Below are 15,605 nucleotides of genomic sequence, written 5' to 3'. Positions count from 1 at the left end.
GGTTACTCCAAAATATAGTCAGTGGGCGGGGTGATAGAGCCGTTGCCGCCTGTTTTAATGGAAATCATAAATGGGTTCTCCCCTGGGACCCAGGCAAATCCAAGGTGATTGTCCAGGTTGTCGAATTTGCTGTGACAGGTCGCCATGGTCCGGTCGCATCCCGGATACAGGGCCACGGCCTGGCCGAGTGCCAATCCGGCCAGGGGCCTGGAAAGAACAATTGTGTTGCCTGCATGAGAGGTGATAAACCGCGCGTCACCGTCATTTTCCAGTATGCCGCCGGAAAACCATCCGTTTTCATAGGCGCCGGTTGCGTTCATGGTCAGGGTGGTGCCGGATATGCCGGCAATTGTGTCATCGACCCGCATGGCCGGCTGATTGGCCCCGCAGTCCGCACTGTAAAGGGCGTGCTGGCAGATCAGCTCCGCCTTATAGCGCAGCCCGGACCGGCGCATGCTGGTATATACGGACTCACAGCTGATCTCCACCACTTCGCCGCGCGGCTCCGCCCCGATCACCCGGCCCTTCCAAATCACCAGGGCATCTGCAATTGTCAGACCCCGCTGCATGGACCGGATGGTGACAGATGTGGTGCGCTCCGGCGCGATATTGACAAACTGTGCGGCCAGATCGTGGCCGCGCGGCACGGTCAACGTGATCGCATCCTTGTTTAAATCCTCGCCATGGCGGATTTTGCTGCGCTTGATGGGCGCGGGCCGGTAAATCTGCTGGTCGGATACATACAGCTCCGTGGCCCGTGTGGTCAGATACATATCCCAGGTCCCGCGCACAAAATCGTAGAGCTCATAAGGCTTGCCACCGGCAACACTGTAGGCCAAATCGGTAAATCCCATTATTCCGGCACCCTTGCTGCTGGTATGGATGTTTGCATGATATACGGGTTTTGGTGCGCCATCTCAATGCGGTCCGCATCAAAGCGTACCAGGTCCATGTAGCACCACAAATCAATGTCTGTCGGGTCAATGTCTTGGCCAAAGGCACTGTCAATGATGATGCGCTCATTTCCGCCGGGCAGCTGCTCGGCCCCGGTGATCTGCCGGTAAAAAATCGTGGCATCGGCCAGCCGGATCATGCAGTCAACCGGAAAGTTGCCGTGCACGGCCAGGTCTGCCGGCCGGATCTCCGCCTGGACTTCTGCGGAATAAAGGGGGGTCGCCAGGTGGATATCCCTGTTGTATGCCGGCAACCAGAAGGCCTTTTGCCGCCCGTAGCGGGAATGCAGCCACCTGCGCCACTGCCACAGCGCGGCCAGGGTTTTGGTGTATTTGCCGACAGTGCGCTTGACCCGGCTGTAATCCTGCTTTGTCTCAATGGTGATGGGTCCCTGGCCGTTGTCGATCTGCTCCAGGGGAATGCTTATGCGTTCGGCCATGTCGCCCACAATGATGTTGCCGTCGTCTAAAATGTCGTAGCCGTCATATTGCGGATAATCCGCGCTGCCTGAAAGATCCTCGTTGTCAATGACAATAAACGTTGCCGACACCCCGGCATAATCCGGGGCGCGGCCGCGCCGGAAATCCACGCCCTCCGGGGTCAGCGCCCGGCGCAGGGGCATCACAAAGGCATCGGCAAAATTGGTTTGCAGGGCCGGGTCAATGTCAATGCCGTCTGGCCTGACGTTTGTCACATTAACGGCCTCTGCCTTGTCTGCGGACTCCCAGAGCACGGCCAGCGAGTCCTGCCGGTAATCCCGGTATGACGTATCAAAGCTGATGGCTGTTGCCCCGGCTGTGGCAGACACGACCGAGGCCTCTTTCCAGATCGGCAGACCCCAAACCCGATGGCTCCAGTTGTCCACCACGTTTTTCATCTGGGAAATTTCCCGGGCCGGCCGGAAAAAACGGAACTCAAAGACCTGCCGGGGCGCGGCCCGGTATCCAATGCGCTGCTCGCCCACACGAGTTTGCAGCACCTGGGTGTTCCAGGCCAGGATTTCGGTGTACTGCTCGCGGGGGATCCAGCGCCATAGCGTGACCCGGCTGCCGGTGATGTTTAGGGTGACGGTATAAACAGCAAAGGCAAAATTGATATCCGCATCAATGGTGGGCGGCCCGGACAGGGACACGGCAATGGTGTAGGCCTTTTCTTCCAGGGGCGCATAATCCACGGGCGCAGCCTCCGGCTCGGTCACGCGAATGCCGTCGGCATTTTCCTTTGTCACGGTGTCCAGGGTTTTGTTCTCAAAAAAGGCGTTCCACACATAAGCCTGCCGGGTTTCCTCGGAGAGCAGGTTGCCGAGGGCCAACGGGTTCGGGGCAACATGGATTCTATGATAATAGTCTTCTTTATAGTGGTGGGCAATAGACCCGGATAAGGCTCGCTCATTTATTGGCGCGGCATTAAAAGCGCGCTGTTGGCTTAAAGCGGGTTCACGTTTTTGGGCATACGGCGAATTCCAGACGTTTAAAATATCATCATAACCGTCCAGGTCCGAACTGATATTCGGATTCAGATCCTTGCCTGCTATGGCCAAATCGGTTATTTGCCCGTTAAGAACAGCCATTTGTTATGCCTTTTTTATCGCCCAGCCGAATGTGCCGGTGTGGTTGACACCTCCCCCTCCATTTCTCTGCGAGGCATTCTTTTTGTGAAACGGAAACACCATCCACTCATCTGTGCCGAGTGTTACCACCTGCTCGGGCGCATAATTATCGATACGGACATGGCGGGCGTATGAAACTTCCAAAAGCTGGCTAACCTTATTTTCCGGCCGCTTTTTATACGCCCGGATCGGCAGCAGGACTGCTTCGCCGGAAAATTGATTGGGTTGTGCTTCCACCAGCTCGGTCAGATACTTGATACCAACTGGAGCTGCGGCATTGCTGCCATTGCCGAGAGTCCACGCATATGATGTTTCAAAATCATTATGCAGCCATGAATTCAGGTGTGATAATCTGGAATTGGTAGACCAAAAAATCGCGGCAGAAGTACGGGAATTGTCTCCGCCGGTATTGACGCGAATGCTAATGTCATACGGGTCGGCTGATCCGCACGACGCGGCAACCCAGTTACCTGTGCCTGGCAAGCCGGGCTGATCAGATTGTCCGAACGCACACCATTGATATTTGTCGCTGTAGTTAATGACAAAAAACACCTCGGCGGCAAAAACAAAAGCAAAGTATGTGACCGGGAAGGTGATTGCGGTCTGGTCTATTGAGCGCATGGAGACCACGCCTGGCGCGTCCCCTGTATCAAGGCCTGTTCGCCCTAAGAGCTCAAGAGCAGCGTTTCCGTCATCACCAGTTGTAGACGCCACTCGCACGTAGCAGCCGGAGTTTGACAGCACGGTTTTACCATCACCATCAGTCTGTTCGATCCAGCCATTTGCCGTGCAAGCATTAACAAGTGCGGTTTTAACGGCATCCATATCAGCCGCTGAGCCTGTAGTGTAAGCCATGTTAATCCATCCTTATTGCATAATAATCGTCAAACCCGGTGCGCCAGACATCCTGTATGACCACATATTCAGAGCCATCAATGGTCAGGGTGTTTTCAACGCTGTTGTTAAATCCGGTGACAAAGTAAATCCCGTCCAGTGCCCCGTAGATTTCGGAATCTGGATCAAACAACTCCACTGGCATGAGGTGATATTCCCCGCCGGTATCGCGCAGGGCGTTTGTGCTGCCGGCCAATATGTTTTGATCGTTGCTGTACGGATAACAATGCACCTGCTGCCAGGAGCCGTTGATATTGCGCATCTGGAAATTGGCCCGGTTGCCTTTGTACGGCATGGATTGGCTGTCATCGGAAAACCGGGCGGCCGGGGTGCCGTTTAGCATCCCGGCGCAAATGACCGGGTACGGAAACTGGGAGGGGCGGGCATAGGGCAGGGCCTTGCCAACGTAGGCGGATTCATAAACCGGCGTGCCGACTTTCATGGCAAGGGCAATGCGCTGGGCGTTCCAGGTAATCCAGTAATCAATATTCTGATTATGTGCCGGCACACCAGAAATTAGCGCCTGGGGTTGATCGTCAAAGGCATTGCCGGAGACATAGCCGGCAAATGCTGCGGCCACAAGGTTGTAATAGTCGGCGTCTGCGGATTGATACGTGCGGAAACCCACAAAAATTTCCTCTGTGCCGGTTAAGCCCTCGCCTTTTAAAATAAGCTCGTGGTTATCGCCGGAGGTGTCATAGCGCAGCACGGTCCAGCCCTGGCCGGCGGCTGTGACCAGGTCATGGATCTTTTCGAGCATGTTGTAATGCGCCAGGCCAAAAGTGCCGCTGATGTCTGTTACTGTGCCGATATCATGTCCCATATCAGATGCTGTCCCTGTTTTTTTGCACGATGTTCATGATGAGCTGCTCACCCTCGTTGGTGGCCATGTAATCGCCCACGATAGAGGGGTCCAGCACGTTTATGTTTTTCAAATTAACCTGCTGCTGGCCGCCGCTGCCCTGGGTTTGGTTTTTCGGGATCACCCGTTCCCCTCGCTGCAATATGGCCGGGAACTCGTCAGGGGCAAGGCCGTTGTGCAGCCGGGGCGCGTTGTTCCAGAGCCCGGTGGGGGCAATGCCCGGGGTGCCGTCTTTGCCCACTGTGCCGCCTTCATGCATGGAAAAATAAGTTTGCAGGGCCGACATTGCCCAGTTTGCGCCCTGCTGGACCATGCCGGCCTTGCCGCCGTCACCCCCGCTGCCGGAAAACCAACCGCCTCCGGTGCCGCCCTGCTTGTCCGTGCCAAACAGGGCGCCCATGGCATCGGTCATGGCCGACTGAATGAGCATTTCCGTGATCATTTTGCCAAAGCTCTCGGTGATGCCCTCAAACGTGAGCTCGGATTCCCAGAGCATGTCGTTTAGCGTTTTGGAATAGGAGTTGGCCCAGCCATCAAAGGCGTTTGCCATGCGGCCCATCATCCCGTCCCAGCCCTCGCTGATGGATGACTGGGAGTCTTTGGCAGACCGGCCCATGTCGTCAAAGTGGCCGGCCATTTCCTCGCCATACATCTCGATGCCCCGGAAATAGGTTTCCTGATCCATGAGGCCGGTGGCAAACAGCTCATTTAACCGGTCCAGATCGGTGTAGAGGTTTTCAATGGGCGTGCGGGTTTGGGAATAGATCTGGTCAATGTCTTCGAGTGTGGACAGGTCCACGGCCAGATCCGGCTGGCCGGCAGGGCCGCGGGTTTTTCTGGTTTTGAGGATCTGCTGTTCCAGGGCTTTTTCCGCCTGGGTCTGCTTTTTGATAAGATCATTGGTTTTTTTGCGGGCTGCGTCATCTTTCTGCCCGGCTCGTGCCTTGTCATAGTCAAACGGCACCCGGGCGCGGTGAATGTCTTTTCCCTCGGCCAGGTCCCACACATCCTGGGGCACGTCCACCAGGGGTATCCGGTCGCCGATGCCCTCGAAAAAATCCATGACAATGTCGTACTTGTCCCCGATCTTGTCGGCCAGGCCGGCCACCCCCCGGGTAACCTTGCCCACGCCCGAGGCGATCTTGCCCAGGGTGTCGGGTATGTCCTGGGTGATCAGGTCATCGTTTTCCGCAATCCAGTCGGCCATGTTGCCGGTGAACTCGGCCACCTTTGGGCCGGCCTGGACAATGGCGGTGGTGAACTGGGTCTTGATGACCGTTTCCAGGTTGGTGATCTGGTCCACGGCATCTTCTGCCTGGCGCAGATATTTTTCATCAATGGCCAGGCCAAGGTCCTCGAACTTGTCACGCATTTGATCCAAGCCGTCTGTGCCGCCCTTGACCATGTTGGTCATCTGGATGCCGGCGGTGCGGGAAAATGCGGCAGCGGACATGGCCGTGCGCGCGGACTGATTTTCCACGTCCGCCAGAGAGGACAAAAACACCTGCAGGGCCTCGTCCGTGGTGCGGGTGGCTTTTAACTGCTCCACCAGGCCTTCGTTGTTTTTCTTCAAATAGCTGTATAGGGCGCCGGATTCGTTCTTGAGCTCGCCCAGGCGCTTGGTAAACGCGCCGATTCCCTTGTCCAGGGTTGCCGTGGCCACGCCGGAACGCTCGGCCATGTAGCGGTATTCCTGGAGGGCGTCGGTGGAGATACCCACCGAATCGGCGGTCTTTGCAATGGCGTCTGCCGCCTCCAGGTTGCGCTTGATCATGTACCCGATGCCCGCGGCCCCGGCTGCGGCCACGGTGGCATTGCGCATGTTGAATACCGACTTGGTCAGGCCCTTGATACGGGACGTGACCGAGCGGAAGGCGCGCTGGGAGGCGTCTTTTCCGGCAAGAACGATTTGGAGGCGATGGTCGGCCATGGGCTAAATCCTTTCCCCGCGCAGTTTCTTCTGATAATTGCGGGTGATGTTTTTTGTGGCCCTGGCCTGGTTTTGCGCCCAGAACGGCTCCATGATGGGCCGGGCCGGGACCTCGAATTGCCGGGTGGATTTCTGGACAAAGAAAAAGGGCTTGTACTTGCTCCGGCCCATGGACCCGCCGTATCTGGCCAGAAATCGGCGCTGTTTGGCAGACACGGACACGGTGTAGCCTTCCTGCTGCTTTTTGGCGATGCGCTTCCAGGACTTGCTCACCTTTGGCCCGGTCCAGCCGATCTGCATTTCAATGGGGTCCTGGCTGGGGATGTGGTAACGGATCGCCTTTGTAAGCGGGGCCACGGGCTTGGTGCGCAGGGCGCGCTTTCGCTGGATCATGGACAGGGGCGCAAAACTATCACCACCCGGGGCCCCGGCGCGGATCTCTGCGATCAACTGCTTTCGCAGGCGGTAGCCCTCCACCTTCACGGCAGTGGAAAGGGCCCGCTTCTGCCGCTTTGATTCAGCGCGGAGGCTTTTTTCCAATTGGGCGGCGCCGCGGATGACGGGGGTGATTTTGATCATGGGTGTCTTTCTGCCGTTTTTGCCGGGCTGCTTCCGCGGCGTCCAAAGCGCTGGTTTCCAAGGCTTTCAGTTTCCGCAGCAGGTCGGCGGATTTTTCAATTTCCATGATTTCGGCCAGCTCAAACACGGCCGGAAAATCAAGGCCGGTGATGCCGTTTGGCCCGAAGCGCCACTGGGTGGCGGCCACGTTGTAGAGCTCCCAGGCGTCTGCGTTTTGGGCCATGAGCGCCGGGGCGTTGTGCGGCCCGTTTTCGCAGGTGCCGCAGGGCGGTGTTTTGCGCCGGTGGGCCTGCCGGCAGGATTTGCAGTACGTGATCCGGGCCTGGTCAGCATGCCACTGCCAGACCGCTAGGAGTTTTTTTCCTCTTCTCCGGAGCCGTAGGTCAAATCCATGATCCGCCGGTAGACGCGCACGGCCTCGGCATTGACCAGGCCGTCCAAATAGTCGGTGTCGTCTTGTGACAGCACCCGTTTAAAGACCGCATCCACGGCTTGCTCGGCCAGGGACCGGGGCAAGGCGCCCAGATTCAGCCCGTCTTCTGCCAGTTCCTTTACTTCCTTTCGGGTCAGGCCGCGCACCTCAATCTGGCGGCCGCCAACGCTGATCTGATTATCCGGCATATTATACGTACTCCGTTCCGTCGTTTGTGTTGGTAAGAGAGACCTTGACCGCGGAGGCATCCGCGCCGTCATCAAAATAGCCTTGCCAGGAAAGATCCAGCAACACGCCCTGGGGGCCGTCAATGCCCGGGGTGGACGGGGCAATCTGGACCTCGGCAAACTCGATTGCCAGGATGTTGTCCCCGTCCGTAAAAGACAGTGCCAGGCTGGTCTCGGTGGAGTTCTGGGCCTTGTCCAGCAGATCCCGGTTTTGAAACAGGGCGGAGAGGTTGCCGGAAATGCCCAGGATCCCCTCGATGATATCGGCCAGGTAAGCCCCGCCGCCAATGGCCCGTTTGTTGTCATCCGTGTCCAGACCGAAATCCACGGTAAAATCCAGGCTGGTGATGACACCGGAAGACACGCCCCCCTCCTTTATATCAGCGGAGGTGATCTGGAACCGGTCAAAACCTGGGTCTGCGGCTGCGCCGTGATAGGCGGTCTCACCGATGGTCTCTTTTGCGCCGACTACGTTGAATGTGGACACCAGTTCGCCGTCGCCGCCGATCTCCATGTTCCAGGAGCCGATCTTGCAGCCATTGTATTTTGCATAGGCGATTATGGCCGCGGCATCGGAAAACTTTTTTTCCACCACCAGGGACGGCTGCACATCCCCCACCTTAAACACATGGGTAAAGGTGCCGTCTGTATTGTCCGTGGTCGTGGGTGCGCCAAACATGGCCTTTAGCCAAAAGGCAAAGGCCAGGGCGTCCACCGGTGCCACAATGTCTCCGGCCACATTGACATAGCCATCAAACGGCGCGGCCGGATTGCGGTGGCCCCGGATGGTGTTGGCGGTGTTTTTGTTGCGGCTGGCATTGACGGTGTTGGAGTTGATGGGCATGATCCGGCCCGACGGGGTGCCCGGGTCCTGGCCGAAGGTGGTTTCAAAATCGATTACCGCCTGGGATTTGTATCCGCGTGCTGTTCCCATGATGATCTCCTGGAAGTGTTAAGTTTTAAGTGTTAAGGGCCGAGGGCCGAGGGCCCAGGGTAAAGGGCTAAGGGCCGAGGGCCCAGGTGCAAGGAAGACTTTTGGGCCTTTGTGCCTTGGCCCTTGGCCCTTGCCCCTCGGCCCTCGGCCCTATTCGTTTCTTGCCGGATGGCCCGAGCCGATGACGTAGGGGGCTTCGATGCTCAACGTCTGGCCGGCCATGCAGAAGGGGAACCATTCAATGGTGGAATAGTCCACGGCAATTTCGTTGATGCCGGCGTTGTCTGACTGCTCGATCACGGTGACGGCGGCAACGAGTGCCAGGCGGCGCAGGGCCTCGACATTTTTGACACCCGCGTATTCAATGACATTGTTCAGGCCGGGCCGGTTCCGGGTTTCCGGATCATGGACCATGTCCACGATGGTGACGGCATCGGCATACTGCCGGCCGCCGTACTGCTTTTCCTCCGGGTAGACGCACACGGCCGGGCAGTCTTCTGCTGCCGGGGGGTTTCGCACGTCAAAATTGCCAAACACCTTGATACCCCGGCCGTAGTTGTCCCGGCACCAGGCGTCTATGGCCGAATCCGTGGCAATGGCGGCCACCAGGTTATCGATTAAGGGGTTTAGGTCCATTGATCAGGCTCCAAAAATCATTAAAACATTGGCCGGACATCGCGCTCGATGGCCAGTTCCAGCAGGCCGAATTCTTCGGAAACAGTGTTGAGCACCTTCCAGGTATGACCGCTGATGTCCACTTCGTCCCGGTATTCAGCCGCGCCCCCGAAGTCCGCCAGGGCGGTTTGCGTCAAAAAAAGGCGGCCGGTTCTGTGCCGGGCCTTGTCTGCGCTGCGGACACCGCTTGCCATGGAAAGATCCCCGGTTTCTGCAACCGCCCGGATGGTTTGCGCCGTGCCGGTTGACGGCCTGTGGTAAACAACGTCCTGGGCAAACTCATCAGCATCGAGCATGGCGGCGTTGTCTGCGGCGATCTGGTCTTCAAAGGTTCCCATGGGGTTGTTTTCCCTTTTGTAAAAAAGGCGGCCGGTGACAGGCGACAGGGGCCAAATGCCCCGGTCACCTGTCAGACGTCACCGCGTTATCAGGTCTTGATGCTGCCAAACAGATACACGCAGTTGGCGGCAATGTCGGTGAGGGTGTTGCCGTCCTCATCCTCGGTGACCAGCAGGCGCTCATCCACGTGGTGGCGCACGCGGTAGACGTCGCTGCGGATCTGCTCTTCCCGGTAGACTTCCACAATGGGATCGGTGCGGGAATCCGCGGTCCAGATAAAGGTGCGGCCCACGCAGGGCTGGCGCAGATCCGGGCCCCGGTTGGTCTTGACCAGGGCGGCATGGGTGTCGGGCCAGAAATCCGTAAGTTCCCTGGGCTGGTTTTTGTCTGCCGCGTCAAACATGGCGTTTCCAATCAGCACCCGTGCGATGCCAAACATCCGGGCCAGTTGGACCGCAGTCAGGCTGTTGATGTCCAGGCCGGGAAACGTGAACTGCAGGGTATTGCGAACTTCTTCAGTCTTGTTCACGGCATTGGCCATGTTCCAGGACAGGATCAGGGTGTCTGGCAGGGCGCCCATTTTTTTCCGGAATTCCGACATGCCGTCCTTGACATCGGCAATGGGCTTGCCGTTGGCAACGTCATTCCAGGGATTGGACACGTTCTTAACGGTAAACCGGCTCGGGTCCATGACCTTGTTGGCAATGCGCTTTTCCTGGTTCATCTGGATCACGCCCCGGGCCGAATCAATGGTGACCTGGTCGGCCATGCCCGGGCTCTGGCGCTCCAGGCGGTCAAATTCGTCATCGTCAATGGGCTCTTCAATACCCTTGTCCCGGGTTGAAAAGCGAGCGCGCTGGTAGTTCCAGTCCGTCCGGTTGTAGGCGCCGGACGGGGCCCGGGCGTCTGATACCATTTTGCGGTACTGCTCCAGCGGGATCACCTTGAATGTGCCGGTATCATCCGGAGTGGTGTAAGGCGGCAGCACCTCCAGGCCGATGAATCCGGACTGGGGGATCTGGCCGGTCTCGATCATGTAGGTGCCCAGATCCGGCCGGTAAACGGGGGTTCCTGACTGCGGTCTCATATGTGGGTCCTCCTTGGTTTTTAAGGCCGGATGTCAAATCCGCCCGATTCAATGGTTTAGGTTACGGTTTCCACGTGGTGCCAGTCATAGGGCAGCACCTCAATGAGGCTGCCCGCCCCGGATGCGGCCTGCAGAAACTTGCCGATTTTCCGGTAATCGCCGGCGGTGGAGGGCAAGGCCTGGACGCGGCCCTGGTCTGCCGCGTAAGCATCCGCGCCGGCATCCGCGGCGCCGGCAGCTTCCAGTTCCTGGGTGCCGTCGTCTTTTAAAAACCGGACAGCCGCGAAATCACCTTCTGCGCCGTCGCCGTCCATGCCCACGATGGCGCCGATGGGGGCATCCGTGGCCGTGGCTGTGTTGAGCACCACGGTGCCGCCGGCCAGCTTGACCAGTCGGTTTCGAACCCCGCCGCCGGTGCCGATCGGAAAGGTTTTGGGTCCCTTGTTATACATGGTGAAATCCTCCGTTATTGGTCGTTGATGGTCACGCGCCGGCCAGGTCAATGGCTGCGGGCCGGCTGCGGTTATCTCCGGTTTTCCGCCTCAATCCACTTTTCATAGGCCTGCGGGTGCTGCTTGCGCACAGCCTGGATGGCGGCCATATGGGTGGCGTTGGGGTTTTCCTTCTTATGGGCCTCCACTTCGGCCATGAAATCCACCTTGTTTGGATCCGTGGCCTGGCCGCCGCCTGCGTTTAACGGCGGGGTGCCGCCGGACTTGATGGCGTCAAGCATCTGCTGCCGGGTGGGGCTCTGGCCGGGGGCAGGCGTCTGGCCGGGCGGCTGGCCCTGGGGCGGGTTCTGGGCATTGTCCCCGCCGCCGGCCGGGGCCATCAGGCCCCGGACCGCTTCAAGCTGCTCTGCGGTCAGGCCCAGGTCGGTGATCTTTTTGACCTGGTCTGCGGTGTCTTTTCCGGCCACCGCGCCAAGCACGGAAAGCACCGATTCCCGGGCCTGCTTTGCCGCGGCTTCCGGGTCCGGGGCCTGGGCTGCGGCTTCGTCTTTTCCGGCCTTCCTGCCCTGCTCCAGGACCTGGGCGTAAAGATCCGGGTGCTGGGTTTTGAGTTCATTGACATCCATGGGTGGGTCCTCCTTGGTAAGGGTTGTTAAAAATTCATCAAAATCATTGACGATCATGTCCACCAGGCCGGCGTCTTTGGCCTGGTCGGCCAGAAAGATTTGGCCGTCTGATGCGCCATAAGCCTGCTCCGGGGAAAGCCCCCGCCGGGCGGCCACCTCATCGACAAAAAACGCATAGGTCTTATCCAGGCGGTCCTGGAAATAGGCACGGGCCTCATCAGACAACGGCTCAGCCGAATTACCAAAGGCCTTGTATTTTCCGGCGGTCAGGTATGTGACCGAAATGCCGATTTTCTCGTTTAACTTTTCTTCGTTGATATGGGTAAACAGCACCCCGATGGAGCCGATCTGTGCGGTCTTGGGCGCGGCGATTTTTTGCGCCGGCAGGGCCAGCAGCAGGGCCGCGGATGTCATCTGGCCGTCGGCATAGGCGTACAGGGGCTTTTTTTCAGCCGATTGGGCCAGGAAGTGCAGGCTCTCAAAGACCCCGGCCACGGTGCCGCCCGGAGAACGGAAGGACAGCACCTTTTTTTTAACCTTGGGATCATTGTCTGCCGCGGCCGCGGCCCGGCGGATATCCGCATAAGAGCGCAGGCCCGCCCCGCCAAACAGCCGGGAGAAAAATCCGGCCTCGGGCGTCAGGACCCCGGAGATCCGCAGGATGGCCACATCCCCGCGCAATTCATACAGATCTTCCCGGCCGCTGTTGTCGCCGCCGTCCATGCCCGGCATCCGCATGGCCGCGTCCCAGTCCATGGCGCGCATGTTGGCAATCAGGTTTTCCAGGGCCTGGGGCTCGATCATCCAGGGGCCGTCAAACATGGATATGTCAATGCCGCGAAATTTCATTCATCTTCCTCCAATCCGGTGCCGTTGGCATCGCGCTGGCGGCGGCGCTCCCGGGCGCGCTGGGAGACGGTGGACTCCCAGTCTCCGCCCGACATCTCGGCTGCGCTGTCGGCCAGGGTTGTGATATCGTTTTCCAGGGCCTTGACCATGGCGGTGATCTCCTTGACCGGATCCACATGGCCGCGCTTGGGCGGAATCCACCGGGCCCGGCACGCGGCCTGGCGGATATCGTAGAAATCCTGGTCGCGTCGGGGCAGCTTTAAATATCCGCGCAGCCAGGCTTCCTCCAGCACCATCTCCCAAACCGGCTGGCAGAAGTTGTCCACCATCCATTTCTGGTAAAAGGAATACACGCGCCAGGCTTCGAGCAGGGCGGCCCGGGCGCTGGAATAATTGGTCTTGGAAAAGTCTTTTGCCACCACCTCGTAAGGCATGCCCACAGATGCGCCCACGGCACGAAGCAGGCGTTCGACAAAATCCGGAAAGGTGTTTCCGGGCCGGTTCGGGGAAAGCACGTGGGGCCGCTGGTTGGAGGCGCCGAAGTAGACGCCGCCGGCCTCGATATCATGGAAGGGCTCGGGCGGTTTCTTCATGCCCGCGGCCTGCTCGTATGGGTTGTTGGTCTCGATGAACACCGGGAAACTGGCGGCCACAATGGCGCCCACCAGCTCGAAATCCAGGTAATCCGACAGGTCCCGGAAAAACTTCATGGCCGGGGCCAGAATGGACACGCCCCGGACCTGCTCCTCGGACTTGGCCACAAACCCGTGAAAGCACCCGGGCCGGTGGCCGGTCCAGGCCGGCACCCGGGCAAACTGGGAAGACATCAGGCCAGACGGGGTGCGGAGAAACCGATCCGAGGGGTTGGCGACCCAGTACCGGGCCGGCGCGCCCCAGGGGGTTAGCTCCACGCCGTCGCGGATTTTGATACTGCTGACCTGATCCCGGGGGGTTGCCAACCGGGCCGGGTGCAGGCATTGAAGCGCCATGGAAAAAGAACGGTTGGGCTGGTCCAGCACCACGGGCACGCGCAGGTATTCGCCGTGCACAAACAGGGAATACGCGGTTAAAAACTCGATGCACCACCAGGGCATGCGCCCGGTGACGTCGGCCTCCCGGCCCCAGACCGAAAACCACCATTCGGCCTGCTCCTGGAAATCCTGCACCTGGGTGTCGGTCCAGCCCAGGATGGATTGGTGGGGATTGGATTGGGCGATTAAGCCCGTGCCCACGGAGTTAAGGGCCATGGAATCCACAATGGAGGCCGCGTGCGGATCATTTGCCACCATGTCCGCGGCGCGGTCCGTGACCGTGATGCGCTCGGAAGATTCAGTCACCCGGTTTAAGCGGCGGACCACCCAGTTGGACATGGTGCCCTTGCGGGATGCGGCCGTGCGGTGAATGTCCGGATATCCGGATCCGGAAAGCGGGTTTTTGCGGCCCGCAGCCGGGGCCTGGGCAGCCGCGGAAACCTGGCGCTGGCCCGGTGCCTGGCCCACCAGTGGAAACCGGCCGCCAGAAAAACCAGCGGCAATGCGGCCGGAGCCGGCATCGTGGCCGGGCTTGGAAGGCGTATGCGGATTATCCATCATCGGGCCACCCGCGTGGACACGCCCTGCATGCCCGGGGTCATGCCGTGGGCCATCCGGGATCTTTCGGTCCCCAGCCATTCCAGGGTTTTTCGGATCTCGGGCAGATCGGCCCGGGAAAAGCGCCGGCCGCCCACCGTGTATTCCTGGTTGATGGACACGGCCTTTAGCGCCGCCTTATAGGCCGTGATCTGTTCGTCTAACTCCGCGATGGTGAAACAGGACATAAAAAAACCCCATATATGGATTTTTGCCACATGATGGGGTCATTATATTGGGCAGGTCGTTTCGTTGTCTAATACGTCATGGAAGTTATGGACGTCATGGAAGTAGTGGACAGAAAATTATGCGGAACTGTTTTCAATGGCAGGAACGCACTTGTGGCCGGCAAAAAATTTTTACCGGCCACAAAAAACCTCCGGATCGCAACCCGGTGGCGGCCAGGGCAAGTTGCCCTGGGGATGATCAGTTTATAGTAAATCGAAATCATTCAATGCTGTTTCTGAGCCAAACTCTCTCAACCGCTCCAGCGCTATCGTTTTTATTTCGCTCTCTTTTCCGTAATGTTTTTTGGTATAAACTGTCAATAGAAGGATTTTTGATTTTTCAGGCAGATATAAAAACATCAACCTCAACCCATTTCTTTTACTGATTTTGTATTCCTTCAACCCGATTCTGAGCTTTCTGACCTCAAGGCCTTCAAAACCGGGATAACGATCTCCTTGGCGGGGATTTTTTTTAAGTGTTTTTATTGTATCCTTAATGCGTTTTTTGGACTTGGGATATGTTTTAAAGATTCCCTTAAACTCACGCCCGACATTGCCTGGATACTGTATCTGAATGGACATTCAAAACTTTTCTGCAATTCCCTTAACCAGTTCCCGGAAGTCCTGATCCGACCCGATTTCGCAGTCTTCCACCAGTTCATCAAGTAAAAACAGACTGTTTTCAAGCAAAAAAACAGAGGCACGGTAAATCCTGTTATAACGTGAGACCTGCTTTGGTAGGCTTGTGAAGAATTCTAAATGCATATCCCGCAATTTCACTGTTGAATCTTTAATTGCGGAAAGACACCCGGTAATATTTTCGCACCCCGGTGCGCACTTATCCAACATCCTACGAATTTGAAAAATCGTAAGTTTAAGATGAAGATACTGTCCGATACACAGAAATAACACCTTCATCATTAGAAAAAATTGCGATCCGCGCAACAATCCGTTATAAATATTGTTGGATCGTTTGGATAAGCTTTCCAACCTTGAAGGATTTGGGATGCAATCTGCTGTCGATACCATTGTTCTGCCCTCTTAATTAGAGCCATAGAAAAATATTTTCATGGCCTGAACTATGCTCTTACTTTGTGAAAGTACAGAATACCTCTCTTTGTCAAGGACTTTCGGTTCTACCCACTTTATATTGAAAAAAACAATTAGATGGGCACCATATATTGATTTCTGCTCTGATTTTTAAATCCATTCCTCTTTATTGTTTAATAATAAGACCCTTTTGGGACCACAGCAATGGTAAGGGGGACACAGAATTTTTTCTGTCTCTCTATTTTATCAT

Annotated in this window: 18 protein-coding genes; all 18 read right to left on the bottom strand. The window is 57.5% G+C overall.

Annotated features, from left to right (window positions below; translation table 11 throughout):
* Positions 1-2: 2 nt before the first annotated feature.
* The 18 genes from HNR65_RS10660 to HNR65_RS10575 all read right to left on the bottom strand — a co-directional run bounded on the left by HNR65_RS10660 (position 3) and on the right by HNR65_RS10575 (position 15,334).
* On the bottom strand, positions 3-854 hold the full coding sequence (locus HNR65_RS10660) for a phage BR0599 family protein (RefSeq protein ID WP_181551489.1): 852 nt from the start codon (positions 852-854) through the stop codon (positions 3-5).
* Entirely contained in the window at positions 854-2,524 is a 1,671-nt protein-coding gene (locus tag HNR65_RS10655; protein ID WP_181551488.1) for a hypothetical protein, read from the bottom strand. The genes HNR65_RS10660 and HNR65_RS10655 overlap by 1 nt, the downstream gene beginning before the upstream one ends.
* A gap of 3 nt (positions 2,525-2,527) precedes the next feature.
* Positions 2,528-3,418: a hypothetical protein gene (locus HNR65_RS10650; RefSeq protein ID WP_181551487.1), complete on the bottom strand. Its 891-nt coding sequence runs from the start codon at positions 3,416-3,418 to the stop codon at positions 2,528-2,530.
* 1 nt (position 3,419) lies between these two features.
* Positions 3,420-4,280 (bottom strand): hypothetical protein, encoded by an 861-nt coding sequence (locus HNR65_RS10645; protein ID WP_181551486.1) that lies wholly within the window; start codon positions 4,278-4,280, stop codon positions 3,420-3,422.
* Position 4,281: 1 nt separating this feature from the next.
* Positions 4,282-6,249 (bottom strand): hypothetical protein, encoded by a 1,968-nt coding sequence (locus HNR65_RS10640; RefSeq protein WP_181551485.1) that lies wholly within the window; start codon positions 6,247-6,249, stop codon positions 4,282-4,284.
* 3 nt (positions 6,250-6,252) lie between these two features.
* On the bottom strand, positions 6,253-6,789 hold the full coding sequence (locus HNR65_RS10635) for a hypothetical protein (RefSeq protein WP_181551484.1): 537 nt from the start codon (positions 6,787-6,789) through the stop codon (positions 6,253-6,255).
* On the bottom strand, positions 6,767-7,051 hold the full coding sequence (locus HNR65_RS10630) for a DUF1799 domain-containing protein (protein WP_181551483.1): 285 nt from the start codon (positions 7,049-7,051) through the stop codon (positions 6,767-6,769). Before HNR65_RS10630 ends, HNR65_RS10635 begins: the two co-directional genes overlap by 23 nt.
* A gap of 125 nt (positions 7,052-7,176) precedes the next feature.
* Positions 7,177-7,449, bottom strand: a complete 273-nt coding sequence (locus tag HNR65_RS10625; protein ID WP_181551482.1) for a hypothetical protein — start codon at positions 7,447-7,449, stop codon at positions 7,177-7,179.
* Between the two features lies 1 nt (position 7,450).
* Positions 7,451-8,422, bottom strand: a complete 972-nt coding sequence (locus tag HNR65_RS10620; RefSeq protein WP_181551481.1) for a phage tail tube protein — start codon at positions 8,420-8,422, stop codon at positions 7,451-7,453.
* 150 nt (positions 8,423-8,572) lie between these two features.
* The gene (locus HNR65_RS10615; RefSeq protein WP_181551480.1) at positions 8,573-9,058 is read right to left on the bottom strand and encodes a hypothetical protein; all 486 of its coding nucleotides are present in this window, start codon (positions 9,056-9,058) and stop codon (positions 8,573-8,575) included.
* A 20-nt stretch (positions 9,059-9,078) separates the two neighbouring features.
* Entirely contained in the window at positions 9,079-9,435 is a 357-nt protein-coding gene (locus tag HNR65_RS10610; RefSeq protein ID WP_181551479.1) for a hypothetical protein, read from the bottom strand.
* Positions 9,436-9,524: 89 nt separating this feature from the next.
* A complete protein-coding gene (locus HNR65_RS10605; RefSeq protein WP_181551478.1) occupies positions 9,525-10,523 on the bottom strand; it encodes a hypothetical protein in 999 nt (332 codons plus the stop codon).
* A gap of 56 nt (positions 10,524-10,579) precedes the next feature.
* Entirely contained in the window at positions 10,580-10,975 is a 396-nt protein-coding gene (locus HNR65_RS10600; protein WP_181551477.1) for a hypothetical protein, read from the bottom strand.
* Between the two features lie 71 nt (positions 10,976-11,046).
* Entirely contained in the window at positions 11,047-12,450 is a 1,404-nt protein-coding gene (locus HNR65_RS10595; RefSeq protein ID WP_181551476.1) for a S49 family peptidase, read from the bottom strand.
* Complete coding sequence (locus HNR65_RS10590) at positions 12,447-14,042, bottom strand: phage portal protein (protein WP_181551475.1); 1,596 nt, start codon at positions 14,040-14,042, stop codon at positions 12,447-12,449. Before HNR65_RS10590 ends, HNR65_RS10595 begins: the two co-directional genes overlap by 4 nt.
* A complete protein-coding gene (locus HNR65_RS10585; RefSeq protein ID WP_181551474.1) occupies positions 14,039-14,266 on the bottom strand; it encodes a DUF6148 family protein in 228 nt (75 codons plus the stop codon). Before HNR65_RS10585 ends, HNR65_RS10590 begins: the two co-directional genes overlap by 4 nt.
* A gap of 243 nt (positions 14,267-14,509) precedes the next feature.
* A complete protein-coding gene (locus tag HNR65_RS10580) occupies positions 14,510-14,887 on the bottom strand; it encodes a hypothetical protein (RefSeq protein ID WP_181551473.1) in 378 nt (125 codons plus the stop codon).
* Complete coding sequence (locus HNR65_RS10575; protein WP_181551472.1) at positions 14,888-15,334, bottom strand: hypothetical protein; 447 nt, start codon at positions 15,332-15,334, stop codon at positions 14,888-14,890.
* Positions 15,335-15,605 lie beyond the last annotated feature (271 nt).

The organism is Desulfosalsimonas propionicica (assembly GCF_013761005.1).
GTDB lineage: Bacteria > Desulfobacterota > Desulfobacteria > Desulfobacterales > Desulfosalsimonadaceae > Desulfosalsimonas > Desulfosalsimonas propionicica.
This window is presented reverse-complemented; position numbering and strand designations above follow the sequence as displayed.